The following is a 25,426-nucleotide window of genomic DNA, read 5'->3' as shown; positions in this document are numbered from 1 at the left end:
ACTAAAAGATCATGCAAAACGCCCCTATGAGTGTCCTGTTGCCCGACGGCATCCTGATGGCCGCCGTCGTCGTGGCCTGGCTGAACGACACGATATTCGGTCCGTCGAGCCGTCGCACCACCTACGCGATCTCGCTGGTCTCGACCATCCTCGTCGGCGTGTGGTTCGCGTTCTCGGCGCTCGACCCGACGCCGCATTACTTTTTCGCGCGCATGTACATCGTCGATCCGTTCGCGAGCGCGATGAAGGCGGTCGTGACGCTCGGCTACGCGGTGTCGATCATCTATTCGCGCAAGTATCTGGAAGACCGCGATCTGTTCCGCGGCGACTTCTTCCTGCTCGGCCTGTTCTCGCTGCTCGGCCAGTGCGTGATGATTTCGGGTAACAACTTCCTCACGCTGTATCTCGGCCTCGAACTGATGTCGCTGTCGCTGTACGCGATCATCGCGCTGCGCAAGGACGCGCCGCAGTCGAACGAATCGGCGATGAAGTACTACGTGCTCGGCGCGCTCGCGTCCGGTTTCCTGCTCTACGGCATCTCGATGCTGTACGGCGCGACCGGCTCGCTGGAACTCAACGAAGTGCTGAAGGCCGTGGCGTCGGGTCGCATTAACGACGCCGTGCTGCTCTTCGGCGTGATCTTCATCGTGGCTGGCGTGGCGTTCAAGATGGGCGCGGTGCCGTTCCACATGTGGGTGCCCGACGTCTATCAAGGCGCGCCGACGGCCATGACGCTGCTCACCGGCGGCGGCCCGAAGGTCGCGGCGTTCGCGTGGGGTCTGCGTTTCCTGGTGATGGGCCTGCTGCCGTTCGCCGTGGACTGGCAAGAGATGCTGGTGATTCTCGCGGCGCTGTCGCTGATCGTCGGCAACATCACGGGTATCGTGCAGAAGAACATCAAGCGGATGCTGGCGTACTCCGCCATCTCGAACATGGGCTTCGTGCTGCTCGGGCTGCTGGCCGGCGTGGTCGACGGCAAGGTGACGGGCGCGGCGGGCGCGTACAGCTCGGCCATGTTCTACAGCATCATCTATCTCGTCACGACGCTCGGCACCTTCGGCATGGTGATGCTGCTCGCGCGCCGCGACTTCGAAGCCGAACAGATCGACGACTTCAAGGGTCTCAACCAGCGCAGCCCGGTATTCGCGTTCGTCATGATGATCATGATGTTCTCGCTCGCCGGCATCCCGCCGACGGTCGGCTTCTACGCGAAGCTCGCCGTGCTCGAAGCGACGATGAACGCCGGTTTGACGTGGCTCGCCGTGCTGGCCGTGCTGACTTCGCTCGTGGGCGCGTTCTACTACCTGCGTATCGTCAAGCTGATGTACTTCGATGCGCCGCAAGACGCATCGCCGATCGTCGCCGACGGCCTCAATCGTTCGCTGCTGGCGTTCAACGGACTGGCCGTGCTCGTGCTGGGTCTGGTTCCGGGTCCGCTGATGTCGGCTTGCCTGCAAGCGATCACGCATACGCTGCCGCTGTAATGTCGGCTGCGGGCTGGTTTATCGTGCTGTTGGCGCTCGTCGGCGCCAACGTGCCGTTCCTGAACCAGCGCCTCTTTGCTGTCGTGCCGTTGCCGCTGCCCGCGCCGGCGCGTCATAAGGCGGCGAAGAAAAGCGCCTGGATCAGGATCGGCGAGTTGATCGTTCTCTACTTCGTGGTCGGCGCGCTCGGCTTCATGCTCGAAGCGCGCGCCGGCAACCGTTTCGATCAGGGATGGCAGTTCTACGCCATCACCTTCAGTCTGTTCGTGGTGCTCGCGTTTCCGGGCTTCACCTATCAATATCTCGTCAAACGCCGCTGATGGCTTCGCGCCCTCGGCGGCTTGTTTGCTCAACCGGCACAGGGTGCAAGATGGCAGACCAGTTCACCGTTTCCGATAACGACGACGGCCTCATCGAGAAAAAGGTCGAAAGCGTCACGCTGCACGAAGGCAAGTTTCTCACGCTCAAGCGCGATACCGTTGCATTGCCCGATGGCAAGCACGCCACGCGCGAGTTCGTGGAGCATCCGGGTGCGGTGATGATCCTGCCGGTTTTTGACGATGGCCGCGTGCTGCTGGAGCGTCAGTTCCGCTACCCGGTCGGGCGCGTACTGCTCGAATTCCCGGCGGGCAAGCTCGATCCGAACGAGGACGAGCTGACGTGCGCGAAGCGCGAATTAGAGGAAGAGACCGGCTATACCGCGCGGGAATGGACTTTCTTGACGCGCATTCACCCGGTCATTTCCTATTCGACCGAATTCATCGACCTCTATCTCGCACGCGGCCTGACGGCTGGCGACGCCAAGCTCGACGAAGGCGAGTTCCTCGAAACGTTCATCGCGGATGAAGCGCAGCTGATGGCGTGGGTCAAGGACGGCACGATCAGCGACGTGAAGACGATCATCGGCGCATTCTGGCTGGAAAAGCTCCGCTCGGGCGAGTGGCAGGCGGGCAGGGCGGCGGCTGTGTAAGACGCCGGTTGGTGCAGACGTAATGAAAAGCGGCCGCGTGGCCGCTTTTGTCGTTTTGGCGTCCGGGCACGGCGTCTGAGCCGCCAAACCGCTAGAATCTGAAGTCGCTCGCTCGCTGACATTCACAACTTCTTCTTGAAGAGCGCACGATCGTTCGCAAAACGCGATTCTGAGATAAACTCACCGAAGTCACATCAGCATGAAGGTTCTCGATTTAAAGTGCTCGCACGAACATCGGTTTGAAGGCTGGTTTGCTTCGACCGAAGAATTCGAGTCGCAACTGACGCGCAAGCTGGTCGCGTGTCCCGTTTGCTCGGCGACGGATGTCAGCCGCACGCCGTCCGCGCCGCGTCTGAATCTGTCGTCGGCGCGCGGGGAAGCGGCGGTGCAGGCGGAAGCGCCGAAGACATCGCCCGATGCGGCCGCCATGCAAGCGCGCGCCCTCCAATTCATGCGAGAGCTGATCGAGAAGACCGAAAACGTGGGCGAACGGTTCGCCGAAGAGGCGCGGCGCATTCACTACAACGAAGCGCCGGCGCGCAATATCCGCGGCGTCACCACGCCCGAGGACGCGCACGCTTTGCTGGAAGAAGGCATCGAAGTGATGCCGCTGCCCGTACCGGCCGCGCTCAAGGAGCCGCTGCAGTAAAGATTGAACGCGGCGTCTTCCCGGCTTCGGCTCGACAAGGAGACATCGCGTATGAATCGCCATTCTCTCGCTGCGTATTGCGGCGGTCGTTCTGCTGCCGTCGCAACGACGCGCCGTCCCCCTTGCACTGCCCACTCGCCCGAATCGTTCAGCACGATTCGTACAGCCTTCGATCATCTGACGCCTAAACAAGGACCTACCCATGACCTACAGCTTTGAGGATTTCGAAGTCGGATCGGCGGTGACGCTTAGCGCGCATACCTTCAGCCGCGAGGAGATCATCGAATTCGCGAGCCGCTACGATCCGCAGCCGTTCCATGTGTCCGACGAAGCGGGCAGGGCGTCGCACTTCGGCGGCCTTGTCGCGAGCGGATGGAACACGTGCTCGGCGATGATGGGCATTCTCGTGCGCGACATGCTCGCCGATTCGACGTCGATGGGCTCGCCCGGTCTCGACAATATCCGCTGGCTCAAGCCGGTGCGCGTCGGTGATTCGGTGCGGCTCACGGTGCGCGTGCTCGACAAGCGCGTGTCGAAGAGGAAGCCGGATCGCGGCATCGTCTCGACACGCTGGGAAGCGCACAATCAGGACGGCGAACTGGTCCTGACCGTGGATTCGGCCGCGCTCTTCGGCTTGCGCGAACCCGCCGCGCAGGTGTAAGCGGCGGGCCGGCACACGTCGCGGTCTACCGTTTGACGTACTGCGTCGCGCCGAACAGCACTTCCTTCTCCTTGTCGGTGAAGGGCTTGCGTTCGCGCGCCAGCACTTGCACGCCGCGCTCGACAGCCGGTCGCGCGGCGATCGCATCGAACCAGCGCCTCACGTTCGGGAATTCGTCGAGCACGATGCCCTGGTTCTCCCACGAACGCGTCCACGGAAAAGTCGCGATGTCCGCAATGGTGTACTCGCTGCCCGCGAGGTATTGCGTGACGCCAAGTTGCTTGTCCATCACGCCGTAGAGCCGGCGCGCTTCATTCGTATAGCGGTTGATCGCGTAGTCGATTTTCTCGGGCGCGTAGTTGCGAAAGTGATGCGTCTGGCCGAGCATCGGTCCGACGCCGCCCATCTGGAACATCAGCCATTGAATGGTCGTATAGCGTCCGATGGCATCGGCGGGCAGGAGCTTGCCTGTCTTCTCGGCGAGATACACGAGGATCGCGCCCGATTCAAAGAGCGCGAACGGCTTGCCTTCCGGACCGTCGTTGTCGATGATCGCGGGAATCTTGTTGTTCGGGCTGATCGCGAGGAAGTCGGGCGTGAACTGGTCGCCCGCGCCGATATCGATGGCATGGGCCCGATATTCAAGGCCCGTCTCCTCCAGCATGATGTGGATCTTGTGCCCGTTGGGCGTCGGCCAGCTATACACGTCGATCATGTGCGCTCCTCTCGTGCAGGTGACGCATTCACGCGGGTCGCGGAATGGGAGCGAAAATTAGAGCATGTTTGCGCTTGCCGTGCAGAAGCCGCCCGGGGCGCGCAACGTGAGTCAGTCGCGCGGTTCCAGATATTTCGCAAACTCGAGTTTCGCAATCGCATTGCGATGCACTTCGTCCGGTCCGTCCGCGAGCCTGAGCGTGCGCGCCGACGCGTACGCATACGCGAGGGGAAAATCGTCGCAGATGCCGGCCGCGCCGTGCGCCTGAATCGCCCAGTCAATCACCTGGCACGCGACGTTCGGCGCGACGACCTTGATCATCGCGATCTCGCCGCGCGCACCCTTGTTGCCGACGGTATCCATCATGTAGGCGGCTTTCAGCGTGAGCAGCCGCGCCTGCTCGATCATGATGCGCGCCTCGGCGATCCGCTCCTGCGTCACGCCGTGCTGCGCAATCGGCTTGCCGAAGGCGACGCGCGCAAGCGTGCGCCGGGTCATCAGTTCGAGCGCGCGTTCAGCGAGCCCGATCAGCCGCATGCAGTGATGAATGCGTCCCGGCCCGAGCCGCCCCTGCGCGATCTCGAAGCCGCGCCCTTCGCCGAGCAGCATGTTTGACGCGGGCACGCGCACCTTGTCGAGCGTAATGTCCATGTGGCCGTGCGGCGCGTCGTCGTAGCCGAAGACGTTCAGCGGGCGATGCACGGTGACGCCTTCCGCATCCGCCGGCACGAGAATCATCGACTGCTGGGCGTGCTTCGGCGCGGTCGGATCGGTCTTGCCCATCACGATGAACACCTTGCAGCGCGGATCGCCCGCGCCGGACGACCACCACTTATGGCCGTCGATGACGTAGCTATCGCCATCGCGCGTGATGCTGCAACGGATATTCGTCGCATCCGATGACGCGACTTCCGGCTCGGTCATCAGGAACGCCGAGCGGATTTCGCCGCGCAAGAGCGGCTCGAGCCACCGGGCTTTTTGCGCGTCCGTGCCGTAGCGTTCGATGGTTTCCATGTTGCCCGTGTCGGGCGCGCTGCAATTGAAGACTTCGGGCGCCCACGGCACGCGCCCCATGATCTCGCACAGCGGCGCGTATTCGAGGTTCGTCAACCCGGCGCCGCGCTCCGACGCCGGCAGGAATAAGTTCCACAGTCCTTCGCCGCGCGCCTTTTCCTTCAGGTCTTCGATGATGCGAGTCGGCAGCCACGCGTTGCCCGCCGCGCGATTCGCCGCGATCTCGTCGCGCAATGCGCTCTCGTTCGGGTAAATGTGCGCGTCGAAGAAAGCGTGCAGTCTCGCGCGCAGCGCCTCGACTTTCGGCGTGTATTCGAAGTTCATGGTCGTCTCCCGGGCCATCATCACGCGTGGACTTTCTGCGCGTATTTCCACGCGAGTTCGGCCATCGGACGTGCGCGGCGGCCCGCGTCGATGGCCTGCGCGCTCGCCGCCGTGCCATCCACGACGCGCTTCATGATGCCCTGCAGAATGGCGGCGATGCGGAACATGTTGTAGGCGAGATAGAAATTCCAGTCGCCTTCGATCCTGAAGCCCGTCCGTTCGCAATAACGCGCGACGTACGCGGCTTCGTCCGGAATGCCGAGCGCGGCCCAGTCGAGTCCGGCGATGCCGCGGAACTGAGACGGATCGACATGCCACGCCATGCAGTGATACGCGAAATCGGCGAGCGGATCGCCGAGCGTCGACAGTTCCCAGTCGAGCACCGCGAGCACACGCGGTTCGGTCGGATGAAAGATGAGGTTGTCGAGCCGGAAGTCGCCATGCACGACACTGACCTTCGGTGCCGACGACGCAGGAACATGCTGCGGCAGCCAGTCGATCAGGCGATCCATCGCGTCAATCTTCTCTGTTTGCGATGCGACGTACTGCTTGCTCCAGCGCCCGATCTGCCGCTCGAAGTAGTTGCCCGGCTTGCCGTAGCCGGCGAGTCCGGCGGCGTCGACATCGACCGTATGGAGCGCCGCGATCACGCGATTAGTTTCGTCGTAGATCGCGGCGCGCTCGGCGGCCGTCATGCCGGGCAGCGACGGGTCCCACAACACGCGGCCTTCGACGAACGCCATGACATAGAACGCGCGGCCGATCACGCTTTCGTCTTCGCACAACGCCAGCATGCGCGCGACCGGCACGCCGGTGGCGGCGAGCGCATCCATCACGCGATACTCGCGCTCGATCGCATGCGCCGAGGGCAGGAGCTTCGCGGCGGGGCCGGGCTTCGCGCGCATCACGTACGCGCGCGACGGCGTGACGAGCTTGAACGTGGGATTGGACTGACCGCCCGCGAACTGCTCGACGGCGAGCGGGCCCGCGAAGTCATCGACGTGCGATGCGAGCCAGGCGGCGAGCGCGTCGGTGTCGAAGCGTTGGCCTTCGTGCACGGGGCGCGTGCCTTCGAATGCCGAGAAGTCGGCGTACGGGTTTGTCTCGTTGTCTGCCATCGTCTCCTCCGTTTTTGTATGCGCGGCGCAGAGTGTGAGGCTTAATCCGTATCGCTCGCCTTGAACTTCACGAATTGCGCGTAGAGCAGTTCCATCGTGGTATTACGCACCTGCGCATGCAGCGGCGAGGGCGGCGAATGATTCATGGCATGCACGACCCAGTCGCCGGCTTTCTCGCCGACATCGAGCGCGTTGATGCAGCCCGTCGCCTGCGACAGATGCCCGAAGAACGCGCGCCCGCCCGCCGTGATCGCGTGCGAGAGCAGCGCGCGATTGACGCCGCCGTGCAGCACGAGCAGGACCGTGTCCCACGACGTGTCCGCGCGCAGCCTCGTCATGGCGGGCAACGCGCGGTCGAGCAACTGGCCGATGGTCTCGCCGCCGAGAAACTGCGTCTCTTCCGGCACGACGCCATCGAACACTGAGAGGAACGCGCGCTCGATATCGCGCGTGGAAAGATTCGCGAGCCGTCCGCCGCGAATTTCCTGCCACTCCGGCCAGATTTCGATTTGCGCCGCTTGGAAACTCTCCGCGAGCACGCGCTCCGCCGTTTCGATGGTGCGCGGCAAGCCGCTCGCGATCACGCGATCGAAGCGAACGTTCTGCGCCGCGAACTCGCGGCCCGCCGCGCTTGCTTCCTCGCGGCCACGCGCGTTGAGCGGCACGCTTTCGGGATCGATGGCGCGGCCGGTGTCGTCGAAATAGGTGACGTCACCGTGACGCATCAGAAAGATGCGCCGCCGCTTCGGCAATTCGTAGTGAGCCATGGCTTCAGCGGTAGTTGGGCTGGCGCTTTTCGAGAAACGCGGTAATGCCTTCGAGCGCGTCGCCGTGATGAAGCGCATCGACGAAAGCGTCGCGTTCCAGGTCGAGATGCGCGGCGAGCGGCTGCACGTCCGCCGCGTTCATCAGCGACTTGATGCGCGCGAGCGCCTTGGGCGACACGCTGCCGAGATCGTCGGCCCACGCGATCGCTGCATCGAGCGCGATGCCTTTTTTCGTCAGCCGGTTGACGACGCCGACTTCGTGCAGGCGCGGCGCGCCGATCGGCTTCGCTTCGAGCAGCACTTCGCTCGCGAGCGTGCGCGGCAACGCGCGCGCCAGGAACCACGAAGCGCCGCCGTCCGGCGTGAGGCCCACGCGCGCATACGACATGACGAACTTCGCGTCGTCGGCGGCGACGATCAGATCGCACGCGAGCGCGAGCGAGAAGCCCGCGCCGGCCGCCGCGCCTTCGACCGCCGCGATGACCGGTTTCGTCGATGCGCGCAGCGCGCTGATCCACTCCGCAAGCATGTCGATGCTCTGCGCCTGCACCGACGGATCTTTCGCGCGATTCTCCAGCAGCCGGTTCAGATTGCCGCCCGCGCAGAAGAAGTTGTCGGCGCCCGTCAGCACGATGGCGCGCACGGAGTCGTCGCGCTCCGCCGTCGAGAGGGCTTCGATGCCGGCCGCATACATGTCCGGATGCAGCGCGTTGCGCGCGCCGGGATTCGACAGTTTGAGCACGAGCGTGGTGTCGCTGCCCGCTGGCCGGTGTGTCAGCAATTCGGCGCTCATCGGAGCTCCTCGGTATGGGTAAGCGAAAGTCCGAGCTGCGCGCGGCGCGTGAGCCACGGAGAAGGGCGATAGCGTGGATCGCCGAGCGCGCTCTGGATGTTGCGCAGAATCGTGAGAATGGTCGTGGCGCCGAGCGAATCGCCGAGCGCGAGCGGCCCGCGCGGATAGCCGAGGCCGAGCGTCACGGCGAGGTCGATGTCCTCGGGCGTCGCGATGCCTTGCTGCGCGATGTCGCAGCCGATGTTCACGATAGTCGCGACCACGCGCTGCGCGACGAAGCCGGTCGAATCGCGGATGACGGTGACGGGCACGCCGTCGGCGGCGAAAAGCGCGTGCGCCGCGTCGCGCATGGCGGGCGTGGTCGCGGGCGTCGTCATGATCGTGCGGCGCGCGACCGTATAGAGCGGAAGAAGCGTATCCACGGCGACGACGCGCGTGGCGTCGAGATGTTCCGCGACCGCGGTCGTGGTCGCGTCGAAACCGAGCGGCGTGACGACGATCAGCGAATCCGGCGCGGGCGCGTGGCCGGTGTCGATGTGCACGGCGGCGTCGTGCTTCGCGATCACTTTCAGCACTTGCTCTCGCGCGGCCGGCGACGCGCGGCTGATCCACACGCGCGCCGGCAGTTGCGTCGGCGCGGGCGCTTCGTCCGGCACTTGCTGCTTGCCGTCCACATAGCGATAAAAGCCTTCGCCCGCCTTGCGCCCGATGAGTCCGCCCGCGAGCCGCGTGCCGGTGATGGGCGAAGGCGTGAAGCGCGGCTCCTCGTAGAACTGGTGATAGATCGACTCCATCACCGGGTGCGAGACGTCGAGCGCGGTCAAATCCAGCAGCTCGAACGGCCCGAGCCGAAAGCCCGCCTGTTCGCGCAGAATGCGGTCGATATCCGCGAAGCTCGCCACGCCCTCGCTCGCCACGCGCAAGCCTTCTGTGTTCATGCCGCGCCCGGCGTGATTCACGATGAAACCCGGCATGTCCTTCGCGCGCACCGGCGTGTGCCCCATGCGGCGGGCGAGCTCCATCAGCGCGTCGCCGGCGTGTCGGTCGCCGCGCAAGCCGTCGATGACCTCGACCACGCGCATCAGCGGCACCGGGTTGAAGAAGTGAAAGCCCGCGACGCGTTCCGGCTTCGCGCAGCCCGCCGCGATCGCCGTGATAGACAGCGACGACGTGTTCGACGCCAGAATGCATGCGTCGCCGACAACGGCCTCGAGTTCCCGGAAAAGTCCGCGCTTGATCTCGAGGTTCTCGACGACCGCCTCGACGACCGCGCCGCAGTCGGACAGCTCGCGCATGGCCTGAGCGTCGTGGACGCGGGCGAGCGCGGCGTGCGCGTCCGCCTCCTTGAGCTTGCCCTTGGCGGTAAGCTTGCCGAAGGTCTCGGACAGATACGCACGCGCGGCCGCGAGTGCTTGCGGATTCGTATCGTAGAGACGCACGGTCAGCCCGGCGAGCGCCGCGATCTGCGCAATGCCGCGTCCCATCGCGCCGCTGCCGACGATGCCCAACGTTTCGATCTGGTATGCCTGCGGACTCATGATGCGGTTCGGCTCCTCGATGTTCTCTGTGTTGTCTGTCGTGTCCGGCAGCAAAAGGGCGCTCAGAGCGTGCGCAGTCGGTCGAGCGCGAGCGCGAGCGTCTCTTCCTTCTTCGCAAAGCAGAAGCGCACGACGCCGGACTCATGGCTCTCGTGATAGAAGGCCGACACGGGAATGGCCGCGACGCCGATCTCGCTCGTGAGCCACTGCGAGAACTCGGCTTCGGGCATGTCGCTGATCGCCGAATAGTCGACGCACTGGAAGTAGGTGCCGTCGCAGGGTAGAAGCGAGAAGCGCGTATCGGCGAGCCCGGCGCGAAAGAAGTCGCGCTTTTTCTGATAGAACGCAGGCAGCTCCAGATACGGCTTCGGATCTTCCAGATAATGCGCGAGGCCGATCTGCATCGGCGTGTTCACGGTGAACACATTGAACTGATGAACCTTGCGGAACTCGGCGGTCAGCGCGGCGGGCGCGGCCACATAGCCGATCTTCCAGCCCGTGACGTGAAACGTCTTGCCGAAACTCGACACGACGAAGCTGCGCTTCGCAAGTTCGGGATAGCGCGAGACGCTTTCATGGGGCGCGCCGTCGTAGACCATGTGTTCATAGACTTCGTCCGAGACGATCAGCACGTTCGTCCCGCGCACGATGTCTTCGAGCTTCCTCATGTCTGCATCGCGCCACACGCGGCCGGTCGGATTGTGCGGCGTGTTGATCATCAGGAGGCGCGTCTTCGGCGTGATGGCCGCGGCGATCTTGTCGAAGGGCAGCGCGTAGTCGGGTGCTTCGAGCGATACGAACACCGGCTTGCCGCCCGCCAGTTCGATAGCCGGCACGTAGCTGTCGTACATCGGCTCGATCACGACGACTTCGTCGCCCGGATGCACGCAGCACAGCACCGCCGTGAGCAGCGCCTGCGTCGCGCCGGCGGTGACGGTGATCTCGCGGTCGGCGTCGTAGGCGTGGCCGTAGAGCGCCTCGATCTTGCGCGCGATCGCCTGGCGCAGCGGCGCGGCGCCGGCCATCGGCGGATACTGATTGTGACCGTCGCGCATGGCGGAAGCGACGGCATCGACGATGCGCGCGTCGCAGTCGAAATCGGGGAAGCCCTGCCCCAGATTGACCGCGCCCTTTTGCGCGGCGAGCGCGCTCATCACGGTGAAAATGGTCGTGCCGACGTTCGGCAGACGCGACGGGAAGGATTCGGGTGCAGCCGGATGCAGTTCGTGCGTAGCGTTCATGGCGTAGTGGGACGTGAGCTGAGCGGGATTCACATGCGGTTGTCAGGCAAGGTCGGCGATGCCGGCGTGTGCTTCCAGTGCGGCGACGAACGGCTTCGGCTCGGCGATGCGAAACGCGAAGTCGCGTGCCACGCGGCGCGCGAGTTTCAACACCGCGCGATCTTTCGAGACGAGCCAATCTGCCTGCGATGCATGCGCGAGTTCGAGAAACTTCTGGTCATCGCGGTCGCGGCATTTCGGCAGAGGACGCTCGTCCGGGGACGCGTCGGGCGCGACGAGCCGCGACAGACCTGCGAGTGTCGCGAGCGCCGCCGTCTTGTCGATTCCGATGCGCACGAACTGCGGATAGTCGAGCACATACGTGAGTTCGGCAAGGCAGCGGGCGTCGATCAGCGCATCGAGCGCGCGGGCTTCGAGCGCGGCGCGGATCGGCCGCGTGGCCGGATCGTCGAAGACGAGAATGTCGATCCACACGTTCGAATCGAGCACGACCCGCAGATTTTGAAGCGGCGCGGCGGAATTATCCATTCGATACAATCGGGGGTTTATGCCTATGTCGCCGGCGGGGTGCCGGCGAGCCTCCATGATAATCGTTCTATCGCCCGCCAAATCGCTCGACTACGAGACGCCCGCCCACATCAAGAAGCACACGCTGCCTGAATTCGTCGATGACGCCGCCGAGTTGATCGAAGGCTTGCGGCAGCTTTCGCCGCAACAGATCGGCGGCATGATGGGCATTTCCGATCAGCTCGCCGCGCTGAACTTCCAGCGTTATGCCGAATGGTCGAAGACATTCGACGCACACAATTCCAAGCAGGCGGTGCTCGCGTTCAACGGCGACGTGTACGAAGGCTTCGCGGCGAAGACGCTCCACTCGGCCGATCTCGACTTCGCCCAGAATCATGTGCGCGTGCTGTCGGGGCTGTATGGGCTGCTGCGGCCGCTCGACTTGTTGCAGCCGTATCGCCTCGAAATGGGCACGAAGTTTCCGAATGCGCGCGGCAAGGATTTGTATGCGTTCTGGGGCGAGCGCATCACGGCGGCGCTCAACGAACAGTTCAGGCGGCAGCGCGGCGCGCGGGTGCTGGTCAATTGCGCGTCGGAGGAGTATTTCAAGTCGGTGAAGCCAAAGCGGCTCGACGTGCCCGTCGTCTCGCCCGTCTTCGAGGACTGGAAGGGCGGCCGCTACAAGATCATCAGCTTCCATGCGAAGCGCGCGCGCGGCTTGATGGCGCGCTACGCGGTGCAGAACAGAATCGACGAGCCCGAGGCGCTGAAGGGCTTCGACAGCGAAGGCTACACGTTCGATCCGAAGGCATCGAACGATACGACTTACGTGTTTCGCCGCCGGGTCGCGGAGTGAGACAGGCGCATTAAGGACACCATCATGAGCATTTCGATTACCAGCAATTTCGACGCAGGCGCGATCGACGTCATCGACGCGGGCAATCCCGCGAACATTCGCCTGCGCGTGCGTCCGGACACGCGTGCGGATTTCGCGCAATGGTTCTACTTTAGCGTGTCGGGCGCGCGCGGCGAGCGCCTCGTGATGACGTTCGAGAACGCGGCGCAGTGCGCGTTCGCCGAGGGCTGGCGCGACTACCGGGCGGTCGCGAGCTACGATCGCGTGAACTGGTTTCGCGTGCCGACGCAGTACGACGGCCGCGTGCTGACGATCGATCACACGCCCGACTTCGATCGCGTGTATTACGCGTACTTCGAGCCGTATAGCGAGGAGCGCCACTCGGAGTTTCTCGGCGCGGTCCAGCAGATGCCGCACGCGACGCTGACCGAGCTCGGCCGCACGGTCGAGAACCGTCCGATGTCGCTGCTCACGCTGGGCCTGAACGACGAGGCGGACGCGCGGCCAAAGAAGAATGTGTGGATCATCGCGCGCCAGCATCCGGGCGAAACGATGGCGGAATGGTTCGTCGAAGGGCTCGTGAAACGTCTCGCGGGCTGGGGCGACTGGTCGGGCGATCCGGTCGCGCGGGCGCTCTTCGATCGCGCGGTGTTTCATATCGTGCCGAACATGAACCCGGACGGCAGCGTGCTCGGCAATCTGCGCACGAATGCCGCGGGCGCCAATCTGAATCGCGAATGGATGGAGCCGAGCGCCGAGCGCAGCCCCGAAGTGCTGGTCGTGCGCGATGCGATTCGCGCGACCGGATGCGACATGTTCTTCGACATCCACGGCGACGAGGCCATTCCGCACGTGTTCGTCGCGGGATCAGAGATGCTGCCGGGCTTCACGGAGCAGCAGGCGAAGGAGCAGAAGGCGTTCGTGCAGTTCTTCAAGCAGGCCAGTCCGGACTTCCAGGACGTGCACGGCTATGAGAGCAGCAAATATCGCGAAGATGCGCTGAAGCTTGCGTCCAAGTACATGAGCAACGAGTACAAGTGCCTGTCGCTCACGCTCGAGATGCCATTCAAGGACAACGCCGAGCTGCCGGACGAGCGCGTGGGCTGGAACGGTGAACGCAGTTCGGCCCTCGGCGCCGCGATGCTGCAGGCGATTCTCTGGCAGTTGCAGGCTATCGAGGCGTGAGAGCGGTTGGCCCTCGCCATAAGTGAAAAGGGCGCGGCCGTCTTGCGATGGCCGCGCCCTTGATTCATGCCGCGTCACTTGAAGCGGCTCAGTGCTTCTTCGACGCCTTTTTCGCGCTATTGCCGCTGCTCTTCGTCTTGGTTCCCGTTGCCGCTTTCTTCGACGACGACTTCGTCTTCGCACCGTGCTTGCCCTTCGCGCCGGACGAGGTGCGCGGCTCGGCGTGCGGACGCAGCGGCGGGACTGGATCATTCCATCCGAAGGCGAGCATCTGGCTGCCCACATAGCCGCAACGGAACTTCAGCGGAGTCGGGTTTTTGTCGCCGTCTTTCGTGACGCCTTGTCCCTCGACGGTCACGACGTTGTCCACCTTGATGCGCTGCTTCTTTTCGTCGAACGAGTCGTTCCACGGCTCGATGGCGGCATGCGATGCATCGAAAGAAGAGGGCGGGAATTCAACGTGATCGAATGCCGCCGACGTGCCGGCGATGAAATTGCCATGCGCGGCGCAATCCGCGACCAGCGGATTGGCGTTGAAATCGGTCACGAAGTGATGAACCAGTTCATTGCGCTCGTCGAGCGTATCGGCAAAGGCGGACACGGCGCATGCAAGCCATGCGCATACCGCAAGCCGGCCGGCGAGCCGCATCAGCCGGCGCGGTGCGTAGTTACTTTCCATCAATTTGGCGCTAAGAAGACACGGGCAAGTAAGATGCCTCGTGTGGGGAAGGAGTTCAATGTTATCGCACTTTGAACGCGTTTCCGACCGCCCGGATTCCGAGAAGGCGCGGTTTCGCCGTGCGCGAACGTTCTTTCGGTTTCGCGCTCAGACCCGCGGGCCGCGGTCGAGGCGATAACGGCGCACGTCGTAGGTGGTGATCCACGCAGGCTTGTACACCGTGATCAAAACGGTGAGCAGCCCGGTGAACAACGCTTCACCGGCACCCAGCAACAGCGATCCGCGCGTGAATGCCGCGGGCACGTTCACGGGACCACCGGCGAGCGCCGTCTCTAGCAACACGGTCGAACCGCAAGCAGCCGCGACCGCTGCGGCCGACACCACGAACCCGTGGCCTGCGATGAAGGTGAACAGGTTGCGTGGGAGCCATGCGTTGGACAGACGCTGCAGCAGCGTGGAGACCGCGACGGGCACGGCTCCGAAAAGCAGATAGGTGATTGCGACCGAGAGCCAGGAGGCATCCAGCACCACGGCGGCGAGTCCGGTGCTCGCGGCAGTTCCGATGAGCGCGAGCCGCCAGTCAAACAGCGTGACCATCAGCGTCGCGCCCAGCAGATGGATGACGGGTCCGTCATCGAACCATGCATTGCATGCCCACAACACCGTGACCGAGACGATCACGCCGAGCCAGACGTGCTGGAGCGTGGCGTCCTGCAGGCGACTGAACGGCCGCTGCACGAAGACGAGTGCGAGCAGCCCCGCGGCAACAATCCAACTGCCGATGGTCAGCCAAAGCGGTAGCGGTGTATAGAAGAACCCCATGCCTTGCATATTACTCGTTGCGCGTGAAACGTGTGCGCAATGAACGAACCCGAATTCCGCGATTGTTGCTAGAACGACGCCTCGGGCTCCGCCGCCATTGGCAGCGAAGCACCTTCTTGGTCGTTCAGCGGCGGATACTTCGCCCGCCGCTTGCGCAACGGAATGACGTTGGACTCGCCCGGTGTTGCGCGGGTGGACTGGTCGGCATGACTGCGCAGGATCTCCAGATAGGTATTCTGCACGCCGTTGTAGATGGCGACCGCGGCCGCGCGGTTCGTTGCCCCGAGTTGCTGGAAGATGCTTGCAAGGTGGATCTTGACCGTGCCTTCGCTGATACCGAGCGTCTTGGCGATCATCTTGTTCGTGCTTCCCATGTGCACGCAGCGCATGATTTGTTGCTGGCGCGGCGATAACGTCGGATGCACGCGCGCGTTGCTGGGCTGCGCGGCGATCGCTTGTTGACGGCGGATCGGCAGATCGCGGATGGGCGCGAGATCGATCACATCCGGCGGAACATAGTGACCGCCGATGAGAACCATTTCGAGCGCGCGAAGGATCAGGATGGGTTCGAGGGTGCGAGGAATGACACCCATCGCTCCGGCGCTCATGAGCATGTAGACCTGTGCGGCTCCGGAGCGGTCCACCATGACCGCGGCGGGAACGGCGGGCGCGTTGTCGAGCAGCGTCTCCAGCTCGCTCATGCGCATGGACTCGGCCCAGTCGATCACGATCATGCGAGCCTCGACGCGCTTGAGCGCAGACGCGGCTTGCCGCCAGTCTTTCACTTCGGTGAACTGCGCTTGACGTGCGACCCGGCGCAGCAGTGTCTTAGGCCCGCACGGCGCTCCGCGTCCGAACCCATGATGATTATTTTCATGCTTAACCTCGTGTCAATACATCCGCCGCCTACTCGCGGCGGAACGCCAGCGAATGTCGGCGTCGGCGTGATATTGACAAACTTCTTGCGATCGCGCCCCCTATCCGAACGGCATAGGCGAAAAGCACAAAGCCCCGCGCGAGGGCGGGGCTTCGTCAGACTGCCGCAATGCGCTCACGCGTTTCAATGGAAGTGAGGCTGCGCCGGTTCGGCGTCCTCCGGCATTTCCGCGTGAACGATTTCGCCGAGCGGGTCGGCGTAGAGCGGCACGCCGCAGTCGTCGCAGAATTCCGGCTCGAAACGTCCTGCATGGCGGCGGACATCGGTGACGCCAGACTTCCTCAGCAACTCCACGATTTCTTCGATCGGACCGTCGGCGCCTTCGAGTTCGGCCTCATCTTCGAGCCCAGCCTCGCCGTTCTCGCGTCCGTACAGCGGCCAAACGACGCCGTAGATGACGTCGTTGCTGCCGCGACGCGTGAATCCGATCCGATATTCGTCGATACGGCGCTCCCCGAAGCCCGCTATGACCGCGCGCAGTTCCTGAGGCGCGGTGCCGAGCGTATCGAACAGATAACGAACTGCGGTCCGCACAGTGTGAGGGCGTACTTGCTCGTCGGCATCTCGACAGGCCGAATAGTAGGCATCGGGCAACAAGCACTCGAATTCGCATCCGGGCAGGATGGTCGCGAAGCTGGCGCCACCTTGAGTCGCCCATTGTTCGAGACATTGAGCGCGCTCGACGCGGCCTCCGTTCTCGTCCTCTTGCCAGCGGAAGAATGCCGAGCCTGCCGGAACGATGGCGACCGCGAGCAGGAAGCGCGGGTCCGCGAGAATAGGTGACGTTTCCGGCAAATCAGCCAGATTCATGCGCGCGACGGTCCCGCTGAGCGCCGTTTGCGTCAACTGTTGCGCGAGGCGCGCCGTATCGACGTGATGGCGCGGCAACTGGTCGATGCTGTACAGATAAGGCGCCACGGCGATGCGCGCGCCGTCGGCCAGCACGTGCGCCTGCAACTGAATGCGCAGCGCGTCGACAGTCTCGCTCTTGAGCGTGCCGGACGGGATGGCGTAGCGCGTCCACGCGAGCACAGGCGCTGCGATCAATAGAGCCTCGTGCGGCAGGCCATCGATCTCGATCCTGAACGACTCGCTGTGCGTTTCCGCCATGTCGGCCAACGCACCATAGGCGTCCGGATGATTCTGCTGAAGATGATCCAAAGCAGCATCGAGCGTTGTTTGATTGCCGTTGCGCACCAGTTTAGCGATGAGTACGTCGAGGCGGGCTTCCCAGAAGCGGTCCTCGACGCGGCTGCCCGAGGCGAAAAGCGCGAGGGAAAGACTGACGAGCTTGTCCGCGTCTGGAGGAATACGTTTAGCGGTTCGCGTGCGCATATCGATACAAGTTTATTTGGGCAGAGAACCTTTTATTGTAGTCGCTTGGAAGGCCGTTTTACCGGTTGGGTGCGTCGTCGTGGCGGATAGGCGGCGTGGGCTGCGCATACAGTCTTCTCTGAAGTCGAGAATATCTGCGCCGAGCCCTTGCGGTCGGCGTGAGCACTCTCTACAATTCCGTTCCTTCGCGATTCATTGAACGCGAAGGAAGCGGGAGCGGCGGTTTGGCAGTGACCTTGTGAGTGGTGAGAAATATTGCAAGCGCGGTTGGCAAGTGAAGAAGTGGTTCAAAAACTTGTTGACACTGACCGAAACGACGTGCATAATCTCGTTTCTCTGCTGCTGATGCAGCGACGCAAGACNCACACTACTTCTTCCCCGATTGGTTGTGCCGTCCCCCGACGACACAACATCCCCTCATGCCTGATGACCATAGCGAGTCGGTCCCACCCCTTCCCATCCCGAACAGGACCGTGAAACGACTCCACGCCGATGATAGTGCGGATTGCCCGTGTGAAAGTAGGTAATCGTCAGGCTCCTCATGCCGAAAACAAAAACCCCACCCCTCAAAGGTGGGGTTTTTGCGTTGGCTCTCGAAAACGCGATCCGTCTGCTTCCCCGCTTACACTTCCTCGAAGTTCTTGGGCAACCCTGTCATTCGCCCAGCGCACCCCAAAATACTGTATAAACATACAGTACAAACCAGAAGCCGCTTTGCGCTCGCGCATGAGCGGACTCTGCATCCGGCAGACGGGGATTCATGGGTGCCGCACTTTCATTACTGGACTTCGAACTGACTTCGCGCCTGCAGCAGCAGCTATGGCAAGGCGAACAGTTCACCCCCTCGCATTCAGGCGTCGTTCCGAGCGGCTATCGAATGCTGGATCTGGTATTGCCGGGCGCAGGCTGGCAGCCGGGCACAGTCACCGAAATGCTGATCGAAGAGAGCGGTGTCGGTGAAATACGGCTGCTCGCGCGCACGTTGCGGGAGCTGGCGACGGCTCAAAGCCGCTCCGTCGTCTTCATCGCGCCGCCTTGGATGCCCAATCACGCCGCCTTTCGGGCGATGAACATCGCGCCGAACAAGCTAGTCTGGGTCAAAGCGCCCGACGATCAGGTGCTGTGGGCAGCGGAGCAGTCGCTCAAGCAGGAGGGCATCGGCGCCGTGTTGATCTGGCTCCCCAAGGCGCGCCCCGAAGCCTTGCGGCGATTGCAAGTGGTGGCACAGGAGGCGCAATCGCTGGCATTCCTGTTTCGTCCGCTGAATGCCGCGAAGCAGTCATCGGCGGCGCCGCTGCGAATGATCTGCAAACCGATGCTGCCCGCAGCCGCGCCGACGATGAATCGTCGCGAATGGATGCAGGTCGTCATGCTGGAGATCAGCATCATCAAGCGACGCGGTCCGTTGCTGGAAAAGCCGTTGCATTTGCGCCTGCCGCTCCAGTTGCCCGCGTTGCCCGAGCATCTGCGCCGCGCCAGCCAGCAAAGGAAAGCACGAGAGGTCAAACATGTTGTGGATAGCGGTGACATTGCCGCTTTTATCGCTCGAAGCAGTCAAGCCGCCATCGATGCCATGCGCATCGGCCGGTTCGATTTCGCCTGGAGCGAGGCCGACGCCGAATGACCGCGTCGACACGCCTGCCGCACAGGAGAGCGATCAGCCCTGTTTCGCGCTCGCCGATCACGCGCGCATTCTGCTGCCCGATCTCATCGCGTATCGGCTGGGGGTGAGGCCCGGCAGCACGCGTTCTCACGCGTTCGCGCTGGCGCCGCGGCTGACGCTGCTCACGGTCGATGTCAGCGCGGAGCAGTGCGCGCTCGAAGCGGTTGCGCTGGCGTTGCTCGCATTCACGCCGAAGGTCGTGCTCGCGCATGCGAATACGGTGCTGCTGGAAGTCGGTGCGAGCACGCGGCTTTTCGGCGGCCTGCGGGCGCTGATCGCCAGAGTGACGTCAACGGTGAAAGGGTGCGGCTTCACGTCGCGAATGGGGTGTGCGCCGACCGCGTGGGGCGCTTGGCTGCTCGCGCATGCGCGCACTCGCCGCGTGACGCGTCGCGTGCGCATCGTGAAGGAGACGACGCTCGTGCGCGTACTCGACGCGTTGCCGGTATCGCTGGTTCCGTCGGCGGAATCGCATGGAAACGTCTTCGAACAGATTGGCTGTTCGACGCTCGCCGATCTGCGCCGCTTGCCACGCAAGGGCGTCGCGCGGCGATTCGGGCAGGGAATTCTGCAATGGCTCGCGCAGGCTTACGGGCAGGCGCCCGATCCGCGCGAGGCGTTCTGCGCGCCGGCATCGTTCGAGGCGCGGCTCGAATTGCAGGCACGCGTGGAAAGCGCCGAGGCGCTGCTGTTCGCGGCGCGCCGGCTCGTGCTGCAACTGGCCGGCTGGCTGAGCGCGCATCACGCGGCAGTGAGCGAATTTTCGCTGCTGCTGGAACACGAACTGGCCGCGCGGAATGCGCCGAAGACATCGACGCTCAAGATTGCGTGGGCCGTGCCGACGCGCGACGCCGATCACGTCCTCTGGCTGCTGCGCGAAAAGCTGAATCAGACGACGCTCGCCGCGCCGGTCATCGAAATGAAGCTGTTCGCCGACAAAGTCAGCGAGCACGCGCCGCCGTCCGACACGCTGTTTCCGATGCCCACTTCCGATAACGAATCCATGGCGCAACTGCTCGAGCGTCTGAGCGCGCGGCTGGGCGCGGAGAACGTCGTGCAACTGGTTGCGCGGGAGGATCATCGGCCCGAGGCGGCAATGACGGTCGAGCCTTATCAGACGGTACGCGATAGCAAGCCGAAGCGCGCGAAAAAGCCGAAGCTCGCGCATGTCGAGAATGCGCCCGACGAAGCCCCCGACGAAGCGCCCAACGAAGCCCCCGAAGAAGCGCAGGAAACCGAAGCCGACGAGCCGCTGCAGCTCCCCGATCGCGCCGTGCCTTCGCAGCCGCGCCCGTCGTGGATCCTGGAAACGCCGCAGAAGCTGCAACTGCGCAACGAGCGGCCGTTCTATCGCCGTCCGCTGAAGCTCATCAGCCGAACGGAGCGCATCGAGGCAGGGTGGTGGGACGGCAACGGCGTCCAGCGCGATTACTACGTCGCCTCCGACGATCGCGGCCGTATGTTCTGGCTGTATCGCGAACGTCTGAGCGGCGCGTGGTTCCTGCATGGATTCTTTGGATGACGCCGATGGACGACCTCAACGACATCATCGGTCTCGGCGACGAGGGCAGAGATTTTTCCGGCGCGGTGTCCGCCTCCTCGCTCCTGCCCGGATACGCCGAACTGCATTGCATCAGCAACTTCTCGTTTCTGCGCGGCGCATCGCATCCGCAGGAACTGGCCGTCGCGGCGCTCGAACAAGGCTATACCGCGCTCGCGATCACGGACGAATGCTCGCTCGCGGGCGTCGTGCGCGCGCACGCCGCGATCAAGGACATCGAGGCCAAGGTGAAAGCCGCGGTCGAAGCCGCGCGGCTCGCCGGCCAGCCGTTGCCCGACCAATCGGCTTTGAAGCTCATCATCGGCAGCGAATTGAATCTGACCGACGCCGACGGCCAGCCGTTTTGCACGCTCGTCGCGCTGGCGACGAACCGCGAAGGCTACGGCAATCTGTCCGAGCTGATTTCGCTCGCGCGCTCCCGTTCGCCGAAGGGCCGCTATCGGCTGGGCCCCGAAGATTTCACCGATCCGGCCGCATCGTCCGATGCCACGGATGCCGCCGATCTGCGCGGCGATATCGCGCATCTGAAGCACTTGCCCGGCTGCCTGCTGATTCTCGTGCCGCAGCGCGCGGCGACGCTCGCCGACACGCTCGAGCGCGCGCACTGGCTTGCCAGCTTCGCGGCGGGGCGCGCGTGGCTCGCGCTGGAACTCTGGCAGGACGGCAGCGATGACGAGCGCCTTGCTTCGTGCCGCGTCATTTCCGAGGCGAGCGGGCTGCCGCTCGTCGCGGCAAGCGGCGCGCTGATGCATGCGCGCTCGCGCAAGCCCTTGCAGGACACGCTGACCGCCGTTCGCCTGGGCCGTCCGCTTGCCGAGTGCGGCTATGCGCTCGAAGCAAACGCGGAGCGGCATCTGCGCACGCGTTTGCGCATCGGCGCGCTGTATCCGAAGGCGGCGATCGCGGAAACGCTGAAAGTGGCCGCCCGCTGCACCTTCCGTCTCGACGAGCTTCAGTACGAATACCCGGAGGAACTCGTGCCGCCCGGCGAAACGCCCGCCAGCTATCTGCGCAAACGCGTCATGGCGGGCGCGAAAGTGCGCTGGCCGAACGGATTCGATGCCGACACCATCGGTCTCATCGACAAGGAACTGGCGCTCGTCGCCACCCTGGGCTACGAGAAATACTTCCTGACGGTCTACGACATCGTCGCCTTCGCGCGCAGCAAGGGCATTTTGTGTCAGGGGCGCGGCTCGGCGGCGAATTCGATCATCTGCTTCTGCCTTTTCATCACCGAACTCGATCCGGTCAGAATGGGCTTGCTGATCGAGCGTTTCATTTCACACGCGCGCAACGAGCCGCCCGATATCGACGTCGATTTCGAGCACCAGCGGCGCGAGGAAGTCATTCAGTACATTTACCGGAAATACGGGCGGCATCGCGCGTCGCTGGCGGCGTCGGTCACGACGTATCACACGCGCAGCGCGCTCAAAGACGTGGGCCGCGCGCTCGGACTGGATGCCTCGCTGATCGAGCGTATCGGCAAGGCGCAGCAGTGGTGGGACGGGCCGTCGGCGGTCGCCGGCTATCTCCGGGAAGCGGGCTTCAGTGAAGATTCCCACATCACGCGGCATCTCATTCGCCTGACGCGCGAACTGCGCGGTTTTCCGCGCCACTTGTCGCAGCACGTCGGCGGCTTCGTGATCGCGCGGGAACGGCTGTCGCGGCTCGTGCCGATCGAAAACGCCGCGATGAAAGACCGCTGCGTGATCCAGTGGGACAAGGACGATATCGACCAGTTGAAGCTCCTGAAAGTCGACGTGCTCGCGCTCGGCATGTTGTCGGCGATCCGTCGCGCGCTCGAATTCGTCGCGCTGCGGCGGGGCATCCCGCAATTCGGCATCTCGCACATTCGCCGGGAGGACGCAGCGGTCTACGAGATGTGCTGCCGCGCGGACACCATCGGCGTGTTCCAGATCGAATCGCGGGCGCAGCAGAGCATGCTGCCGCGCTTGCGGCCGCAAAAGTACTACGACCTCGTGATCGAAGTGGCGATCGTCCGTCCCGGCCCGATTCAGGGCGGCATGGTGCATCCGTATCTGCGGCGCAAGCAGGGTCTGGAGGAAGAGGATTATCCGAAGGAAGAACTGCGGCCCGTGCTCGGTCGCACGCTCGGCGTGCCGATCTTTCAGGAACAGGTGATGAAGCTCGCGATGGTCGCGGCAGGCTATACGGCCGAGCAAGCCGACCAGCTACGCCGCGCGATGGCCGCCTGGCGACGCGGCAGTCATCTGGAAGAGTATCAGGCCGACCTCATGAAGAAGATGCTTGCGCGCGGCTACGAGCACGAGTTCGCGTCGCGCGTGTGCAAGCAGATCGAGGGTTTCGGCGAATACGGGTTCCCGGAAAGTCATTCAGCGAGCTTCGCGCTGCTCGTCTATCTGAGCGCGTGGATCAAGCGTTACGAGCCTGCGGCGTTTCTTGCCGGCTTGCTAAACAGCCAGCCGCTCGGCTTTTATTCGCCGTCGCAACTCGTGCAGGACGCGCGGCGGCACGGCGTCGACGTGTTCGCGCCGGATGTGTCGCTGAGCGACTGGGACTCGGTGCTCGAAATGGCGCCCGGCAAAGGCGAGCGCGTCGTCTTCGATGCAGGCAAGGAGCAGCGGCGTCAGCAGTTTTACGGCGCGCCGTTGCCGCATCAGATCTTTCGCAAGACCATGCGGCGCGGCGCGCGCAAGCTCGCCGCGCGTGTCCGGCTGCCAGCGCAGCGATACGGCGCGGGCGGACCGGGCGTGAGAATCGGCCTGCAACTGATCAAAGGTTTGCCGCAAGCCGCGGCCGAGCGGATCATGATCGCGCGGGCCGAGGCGCCTTTTGCCGATGTCGACGATCTCACGCGCCGCGCGGCGTTGTCGCGTCGGGAGTTGGAGGCGCTCGCCGCGGGCAACGCGCTCGCGAGCATTGCGGGGCACCGGCGTCAGGCGTGGTGGGCGGTGACCGCGCAGCAGCGCGCGCCCGAATTACTGCGCGACGCGCCGATGGCCGAGGCGCCGCTCGCGTTGCCGCAGGCATCGGAGGGCCGCGAAATCGTCGATGACTACGCGAGTCTCGGGCTCACGCTCAACCGCCATCCGCTCGCGCTGTTGCGCGGCAGGCTTGCGCGCCTGCGTTTCCGGACGGCCGCGGATCTGGCGGAACTCAAGACAGGGCGCGTCGTGCGGGCGTGCGGCATCGTGACGGTGCGCCAGCGGCCGGGCACGGCGAACGGCACGATTTTCGTCTCGATCGAGGACGAAACCGGCGCGATCAACGTGATCGTCTGGCCGGGGCTCGTCGAGAAGCAGCGCAAGGTGCTGCTCGGCGCGTCGCTGCTCGGCGTGCATGGCGTGTGGCAGAACGAGGGCGACGTGCGGCATCTGGTAGCGCAACGGCTCGAAGATCACACTGCGCTGCTCGGGCGGCTCGCCGCGTCGAGCCGCGACTTTCACTGAACGTCACAGCGGCGGCAGCGCCGGATATTTCGCGAGCAGCCGTTCGATCGCCGTGTCGAATGGCGTGCGCCGCCCAATGCCGAGCGCCTCGAGGCGTCCTGAATCCAGGTGGCAATCGCGCGGGCGCGGCGTCGCGTCGGTTGGTTCGCGTTGCGCGACGAGCTTCGCGTCGATCTTCAGCACACGTGCGATGCGCTCGGCGATATCGAACTTTGTCATCGGCTCGTCGCTGGACCATTGCGTGATGCCGGAAATGGTCGTGCCGCGAGCGTGGTGTTCGAGCATGCCGCGAATGACCACCGCGACGTCCGGCGTGTAGGTCGGGTAGCGCGTCGCCCAGGCGTCGATGCGGGCAGGCGAGTTTGCACTATCGGCAGATGCGACGATCGCGGGCGTCAAACTCGTCACGGCGGATTCATTCCAGTCGACGACCGGCCCGTAAAGCAGCGGCAGACGCAGCACGCAGGAGCGCGGATCGGATTGGAGCAGCGCCCGCTCGCCGTCCAGCTTGCTGTGGCCGTAGGCGTTCAGCGGCGCGGGCGCGTCGTCGGGAAAGCAGGGCGCGGACGTGCCGTCGAAGACATAGTCGGTCGAAATCGACAGCACCCAGGCGCCGACCGCTCTCGCTTCCGTGGCGATGAGACGCACCGCGTCCACGTTCAGCGCGCGGGCGAGCGACGGGTCGTCTTCGCAGACATCCGGCCGACGCTCCGCCGCCGCGATCACGACGGCATCCGGCCTTTCGCGGCGCACGAAGGCGCGCACGGCGTCGTGGTCGCGAATATCGAGCGGCACGCTGCCCGCATCCACGCGCCGATGCGCCGTACGCACGAGGCGCCAATCCGCTGCTGCCGCGGCACTCGCGAGTTCGGCGGCGACCGCGCGCCCCAAAAGACCCGACGCGCCGATCAGCGCAACCGTGAAGCCTTTCTTCCCCGTCATGCTGATGCCGTGCCCACGACGGTGTAACCCGCCTCGTCGATGGCGTCTTTCAGCGCCTGCTCCGTCTGCGCGGACTCGACCGCGACCCTGCCGCGTTCCAGATCGACGCGGACTTGCGCCTGCGGATCGATTTCCTGGATCGAACGCGTGACAGCCGCGACGCAATGCTGGCAACTCATGCCCTGAACTTCGAATTCCGTCATGTCGATTTCCTCTTGAATTAGGTGCGAGTGT

The 25,426-nt window shown here is 64.2% G+C and carries 24 protein-coding genes and 1 rRNA gene; 11 read left to right on the top strand and 14 right to left on the bottom strand.

The annotated features are described in order from the left end of the window. Positions 1 to 11: 11 nt before the first annotated feature. The 5 genes from nuoN (at position 12) to GV035_RS18570 (ending at position 3,764) form a co-directional block, all read left to right on the top strand. Positions 12 to 1,484, top strand: coding sequence for an NADH-quinone oxidoreductase subunit NuoN (gene nuoN, locus GV035_RS18590; protein WP_159836458.1), 1,473 nt, complete (start codon positions 12 to 14; stop codon positions 1,482 to 1,484). Then, positions 1,484 to 1,804: a DUF2818 family protein gene (locus GV035_RS18585; protein WP_159836457.1), complete on the top strand. Its 321-nt coding sequence runs from the start codon at positions 1,484 to 1,486 to the stop codon at positions 1,802 to 1,804. The genes nuoN and GV035_RS18585 overlap by 1 nt, the downstream gene beginning before the upstream one ends. A 50-nt stretch (positions 1,805 to 1,854) precedes the next feature. Further along, entirely contained in the window at positions 1,855 to 2,454 is a 600-nt protein-coding gene (locus GV035_RS18580; RefSeq protein ID WP_159836456.1) for an NUDIX domain-containing protein, read from the top strand. 199 nt (positions 2,455 to 2,653) lie between these two features. Beyond that, positions 2,654 to 3,103, top strand: a complete 450-nt coding sequence (locus GV035_RS18575) for a DUF1178 family protein (protein WP_159836455.1) — start codon at positions 2,654 to 2,656, stop codon at positions 3,101 to 3,103. Between the two features lie 202 nt (positions 3,104 to 3,305). Next, complete coding sequence (locus tag GV035_RS18570; protein WP_159836454.1) at positions 3,306 to 3,764, top strand: MaoC family dehydratase; 459 nt, start codon at positions 3,306 to 3,308, stop codon at positions 3,762 to 3,764. A 25-nt stretch (positions 3,765 to 3,789) separates the two neighbouring features. Here GV035_RS18570 and GV035_RS18565 read toward each other — a convergent pair whose 3' ends face one another. The 8 genes from GV035_RS18565 to GV035_RS18530 form a co-directional block, all read right to left on the bottom strand. Beyond that, entirely contained in the window at positions 3,790 to 4,479 is a 690-nt protein-coding gene (locus tag GV035_RS18565) for a glutathione binding-like protein (RefSeq protein WP_159836453.1), read from the bottom strand. Positions 4,480 to 4,590: 111 nt separating this feature from the next. Beyond that, positions 4,591 to 5,817, bottom strand: coding sequence for an acyl-CoA dehydrogenase family protein (locus GV035_RS18560; RefSeq protein ID WP_159836452.1), 1,227 nt, complete (start codon positions 5,815 to 5,817; stop codon positions 4,591 to 4,593). Positions 5,818 to 5,837: 20 nt separating this feature from the next. Further along, positions 5,838 to 6,935, bottom strand: a complete 1,098-nt coding sequence (locus GV035_RS18555; RefSeq protein ID WP_159836451.1) for a phosphotransferase — start codon at positions 6,933 to 6,935, stop codon at positions 5,838 to 5,840. A 41-nt stretch (positions 6,936 to 6,976) separates the two neighbouring features. Then, entirely contained in the window at positions 6,977 to 7,702 is a 726-nt protein-coding gene (locus GV035_RS18550) for a histidine phosphatase family protein (RefSeq protein WP_159836450.1), read from the bottom strand. Positions 7,703 to 7,706: 4 nt separating this feature from the next. Next, complete coding sequence (locus GV035_RS18545) at positions 7,707 to 8,495, bottom strand: oxepin-CoA hydrolase, alternative type (protein ID WP_159836449.1); 789 nt, start codon at positions 8,493 to 8,495, stop codon at positions 7,707 to 7,709. Next, entirely contained in the window at positions 8,492 to 10,033 is a 1,542-nt protein-coding gene (locus GV035_RS18540; RefSeq protein WP_159836448.1) for a 3-hydroxyacyl-CoA dehydrogenase, read from the bottom strand. Before GV035_RS18540 ends, GV035_RS18545 begins: the two co-directional genes overlap by 4 nt. A 62-nt stretch (positions 10,034 to 10,095) precedes the next feature. Continuing rightward, positions 10,096 to 11,274, bottom strand: a complete 1,179-nt coding sequence (locus GV035_RS18535) for a pyridoxal phosphate-dependent aminotransferase (protein ID WP_159836447.1) — start codon at positions 11,272 to 11,274, stop codon at positions 10,096 to 10,098. A 42-nt stretch (positions 11,275 to 11,316) separates the two neighbouring features. Beyond that, positions 11,317 to 11,802 carry a putative toxin-antitoxin system toxin component, PIN family gene (locus GV035_RS18530; RefSeq protein ID WP_159836446.1) on the bottom strand — a complete coding sequence of 162 codons (486 nt, stop codon included), beginning with the start codon at positions 11,800 to 11,802 and terminating at the stop codon, positions 11,317 to 11,319. A gap of 55 nt (positions 11,803 to 11,857) precedes the next feature. On the opposite strand from GV035_RS18530, the gene yaaA reads away from it, so the two are divergent. Together yaaA and GV035_RS18520 are read left to right on the top strand one after the other, a co-directional pair. After that, positions 11,858 to 12,637: a peroxide stress protein YaaA gene (yaaA, locus tag GV035_RS18525; protein ID WP_159836445.1), complete on the top strand. Its 780-nt coding sequence runs from the start codon at positions 11,858 to 11,860 to the stop codon at positions 12,635 to 12,637. A gap of 24 nt (positions 12,638 to 12,661) precedes the next feature. Continuing rightward, positions 12,662 to 13,822 carry a M14 family metallopeptidase gene (locus GV035_RS18520; protein WP_159836444.1) on the top strand — a complete coding sequence of 387 codons (1,161 nt, stop codon included), beginning with the start codon at positions 12,662 to 12,664 and terminating at the stop codon, positions 13,820 to 13,822. Between the two features lie 88 nt (positions 13,823 to 13,910). Here GV035_RS18520 and GV035_RS18515 read toward each other — a convergent pair whose 3' ends face one another. From GV035_RS18515 to GV035_RS18500, 4 genes are all read right to left on the bottom strand, one after another. Then, the gene (locus GV035_RS18515; RefSeq protein ID WP_159836443.1) at positions 13,911 to 14,501 is read right to left on the bottom strand and encodes a BspC domain-containing protein; all 591 of its coding nucleotides are present in this window, start codon (positions 14,499 to 14,501) and stop codon (positions 13,911 to 13,913) included. A gap of 147 nt (positions 14,502 to 14,648) precedes the next feature. Then, complete coding sequence (locus GV035_RS18510) at positions 14,649 to 15,323, bottom strand: energy-coupling factor ABC transporter permease (protein ID WP_159836442.1); 675 nt, start codon at positions 15,321 to 15,323, stop codon at positions 14,649 to 14,651. A gap of 68 nt (positions 15,324 to 15,391) precedes the next feature. Beyond that, the gene (locus tag GV035_RS18505; protein WP_236572658.1) at positions 15,392 to 16,057 is read right to left on the bottom strand and encodes a helix-turn-helix transcriptional regulator; all 666 of its coding nucleotides are present in this window, start codon (positions 16,055 to 16,057) and stop codon (positions 15,392 to 15,394) included. Between the two features lie 326 nt (positions 16,058 to 16,383). Next, on the bottom strand, positions 16,384 to 17,595 hold the full coding sequence (locus GV035_RS18500; protein ID WP_159836441.1) for a DUF2863 family protein: 1,212 nt from the start codon (positions 17,593 to 17,595) through the stop codon (positions 16,384 to 16,386). A gap of 422 nt (positions 17,596 to 18,017) precedes the next feature. Between GV035_RS18500 and rrf the strand changes: the two genes are divergently transcribed. From rrf to GV035_RS18480, 4 genes are all read left to right on the top strand, one after another. Then, positions 18,018 to 18,131 (top strand): 5S ribosomal RNA (gene rrf, locus GV035_RS18495). 224 nt (positions 18,132 to 18,355) lie between these two features. Next, positions 18,356 to 19,219 (top strand): translesion DNA synthesis-associated protein ImuA, encoded by an 864-nt coding sequence (gene imuA / locus GV035_RS18490; protein ID WP_159836440.1) that lies wholly within the window; start codon positions 18,356 to 18,358, stop codon positions 19,217 to 19,219. Next, positions 19,164 to 20,780, top strand: a complete 1,617-nt coding sequence (locus tag GV035_RS18485) for a Y-family DNA polymerase (RefSeq protein WP_159836439.1) — start codon at positions 19,164 to 19,166, stop codon at positions 20,778 to 20,780. Before imuA ends, GV035_RS18485 begins: the two co-directional genes overlap by 56 nt. Before the next feature lie 5 nt (positions 20,781 to 20,785). Further along, complete coding sequence (locus tag GV035_RS18480; RefSeq protein ID WP_236572657.1) at positions 20,786 to 24,250, top strand: error-prone DNA polymerase; 3,465 nt, start codon at positions 20,786 to 20,788, stop codon at positions 24,248 to 24,250. A 3-nt stretch (positions 24,251 to 24,253) separates the two neighbouring features. Here GV035_RS18480 and GV035_RS18475 read toward each other — a convergent pair whose 3' ends face one another. Together GV035_RS18475 and GV035_RS18470 are read right to left on the bottom strand one after the other, a co-directional pair. After that, a complete protein-coding gene (locus GV035_RS18475; protein WP_159836438.1) occupies positions 24,254 to 25,192 on the bottom strand; it encodes a dTDP-4-dehydrorhamnose reductase family protein in 939 nt (312 codons plus the stop codon). Beyond that, on the bottom strand, positions 25,189 to 25,395 hold the full coding sequence (locus GV035_RS18470; protein WP_159836437.1) for a heavy-metal-associated domain-containing protein: 207 nt from the start codon (positions 25,393 to 25,395) through the stop codon (positions 25,189 to 25,191). The genes GV035_RS18475 and GV035_RS18470 overlap by 4 nt, the downstream gene beginning before the upstream one ends. Positions 25,396 to 25,426 lie beyond the last annotated feature (31 nt).

This window comes from Burkholderia sp. 8Y (assembly GCF_902506145.1).
Taxonomy (GTDB): Bacteria; Pseudomonadota; Gammaproteobacteria; order Burkholderiales; family Burkholderiaceae; genus Caballeronia.
This window is presented reverse-complemented; position numbering and strand designations above follow the sequence as displayed.

Bases quoted from the DNA above. Each gene is read 5' to 3' on its own strand.
- nuoN (WP_159836458.1), top strand. From the start codon at position 12: ATGCAAAACGCCCCTATGAGTGTCCTGTTGCCCGACGGCATCCTGATG.
- GV035_RS18585 (WP_159836457.1), top strand. From the start codon at position 1,484: ATGTCGGCTGCGGGCTGGTTTATCGTGCTGTTGGCGCTCGTCGGCGCC.
- GV035_RS18580 (WP_159836456.1), top strand. From the start codon at position 1,855: ATGGCAGACCAGTTCACCGTTTCCGATAACGACGACGGCCTCATCGAG.
- GV035_RS18575 (WP_159836455.1), top strand. From the start codon at position 2,654: ATGAAGGTTCTCGATTTAAAGTGCTCGCACGAACATCGGTTTGAAGGC.
- GV035_RS18570 (WP_159836454.1), top strand. From the start codon at position 3,306: ATGACCTACAGCTTTGAGGATTTCGAAGTCGGATCGGCGGTGACGCTT.
- GV035_RS18565 (WP_159836453.1), bottom strand. From the start codon at position 4,479: ATGATCGACGTGTATAGCTGGCCGACGCCCAACGGGCACAAGATCCAC.
- GV035_RS18560 (WP_159836452.1), bottom strand. From the start codon at position 5,817: ATGAACTTCGAATACACGCCGAAAGTCGAGGCGCTGCGCGCGAGACTG.
- GV035_RS18555 (WP_159836451.1), bottom strand. From the start codon at position 6,935: ATGGCAGACAACGAGACAAACCCGTACGCCGACTTCTCGGCATTCGAA.
- GV035_RS18550 (WP_159836450.1), bottom strand. From the start codon at position 7,702: ATGGCTCACTACGAATTGCCGAAGCGGCGGCGCATCTTTCTGATGCGT.
- GV035_RS18545 (WP_159836449.1), bottom strand. From the start codon at position 8,495: ATGAGCGCCGAATTGCTGACACACCGGCCAGCGGGCAGCGACACCACG.
- GV035_RS18540 (WP_159836448.1), bottom strand. From the start codon at position 10,033: ATGAGTCCGCAGGCATACCAGATCGAAACGTTGGGCATCGTCGGCAGC.
- GV035_RS18535 (WP_159836447.1), bottom strand. From the start codon at position 11,274: ATGAACGCTACGCACGAACTGCATCCGGCTGCACCCGAATCCTTCCCG.
- GV035_RS18530 (WP_159836446.1), bottom strand. From the start codon at position 11,802: ATGGATAATTCCGCCGCGCCGCTTCAAAATCTGCGGGTCGTGCTCGAT.
- yaaA (WP_159836445.1), top strand. From the start codon at position 11,858: ATGATAATCGTTCTATCGCCCGCCAAATCGCTCGACTACGAGACGCCC.
- GV035_RS18520 (WP_159836444.1), top strand. From the start codon at position 12,662: ATGAGCATTTCGATTACCAGCAATTTCGACGCAGGCGCGATCGACGTC.
- GV035_RS18515 (WP_159836443.1), bottom strand. From the start codon at position 14,501: ATGGAAAGTAACTACGCACCGCGCCGGCTGATGCGGCTCGCCGGCCGG.
- GV035_RS18510 (WP_159836442.1), bottom strand. From the start codon at position 15,323: ATGGGGTTCTTCTATACACCGCTACCGCTTTGGCTGACCATCGGCAGT.
- GV035_RS18505 (WP_236572658.1), bottom strand. From the start codon at position 16,057: ATGATCGTGATCGACTGGGCCGAGTCCATGCGCATGAGCGAGCTGGAG.
- GV035_RS18500 (WP_159836441.1), bottom strand. From the start codon at position 17,595: ATGCGCACGCGAACCGCTAAACGTATTCCTCCAGACGCGGACAAGCTC.
- imuA (WP_159836440.1), top strand. From the start codon at position 18,356: ATGGGTGCCGCACTTTCATTACTGGACTTCGAACTGACTTCGCGCCTG.
- GV035_RS18485 (WP_159836439.1), top strand. From the start codon at position 19,164: ATGCCATGCGCATCGGCCGGTTCGATTTCGCCTGGAGCGAGGCCGACG.
- GV035_RS18480 (WP_236572657.1), top strand. From the start codon at position 20,786: ATGGACGACCTCAACGACATCATCGGTCTCGGCGACGAGGGCAGAGAT.
- GV035_RS18475 (WP_159836438.1), bottom strand. From the start codon at position 25,192: ATGACGGGGAAGAAAGGCTTCACGGTTGCGCTGATCGGCGCGTCGGGT.
- GV035_RS18470 (WP_159836437.1), bottom strand. From the start codon at position 25,395: ATGACGGAATTCGAAGTTCAGGGCATGAGTTGCCAGCATTGCGTCGCG.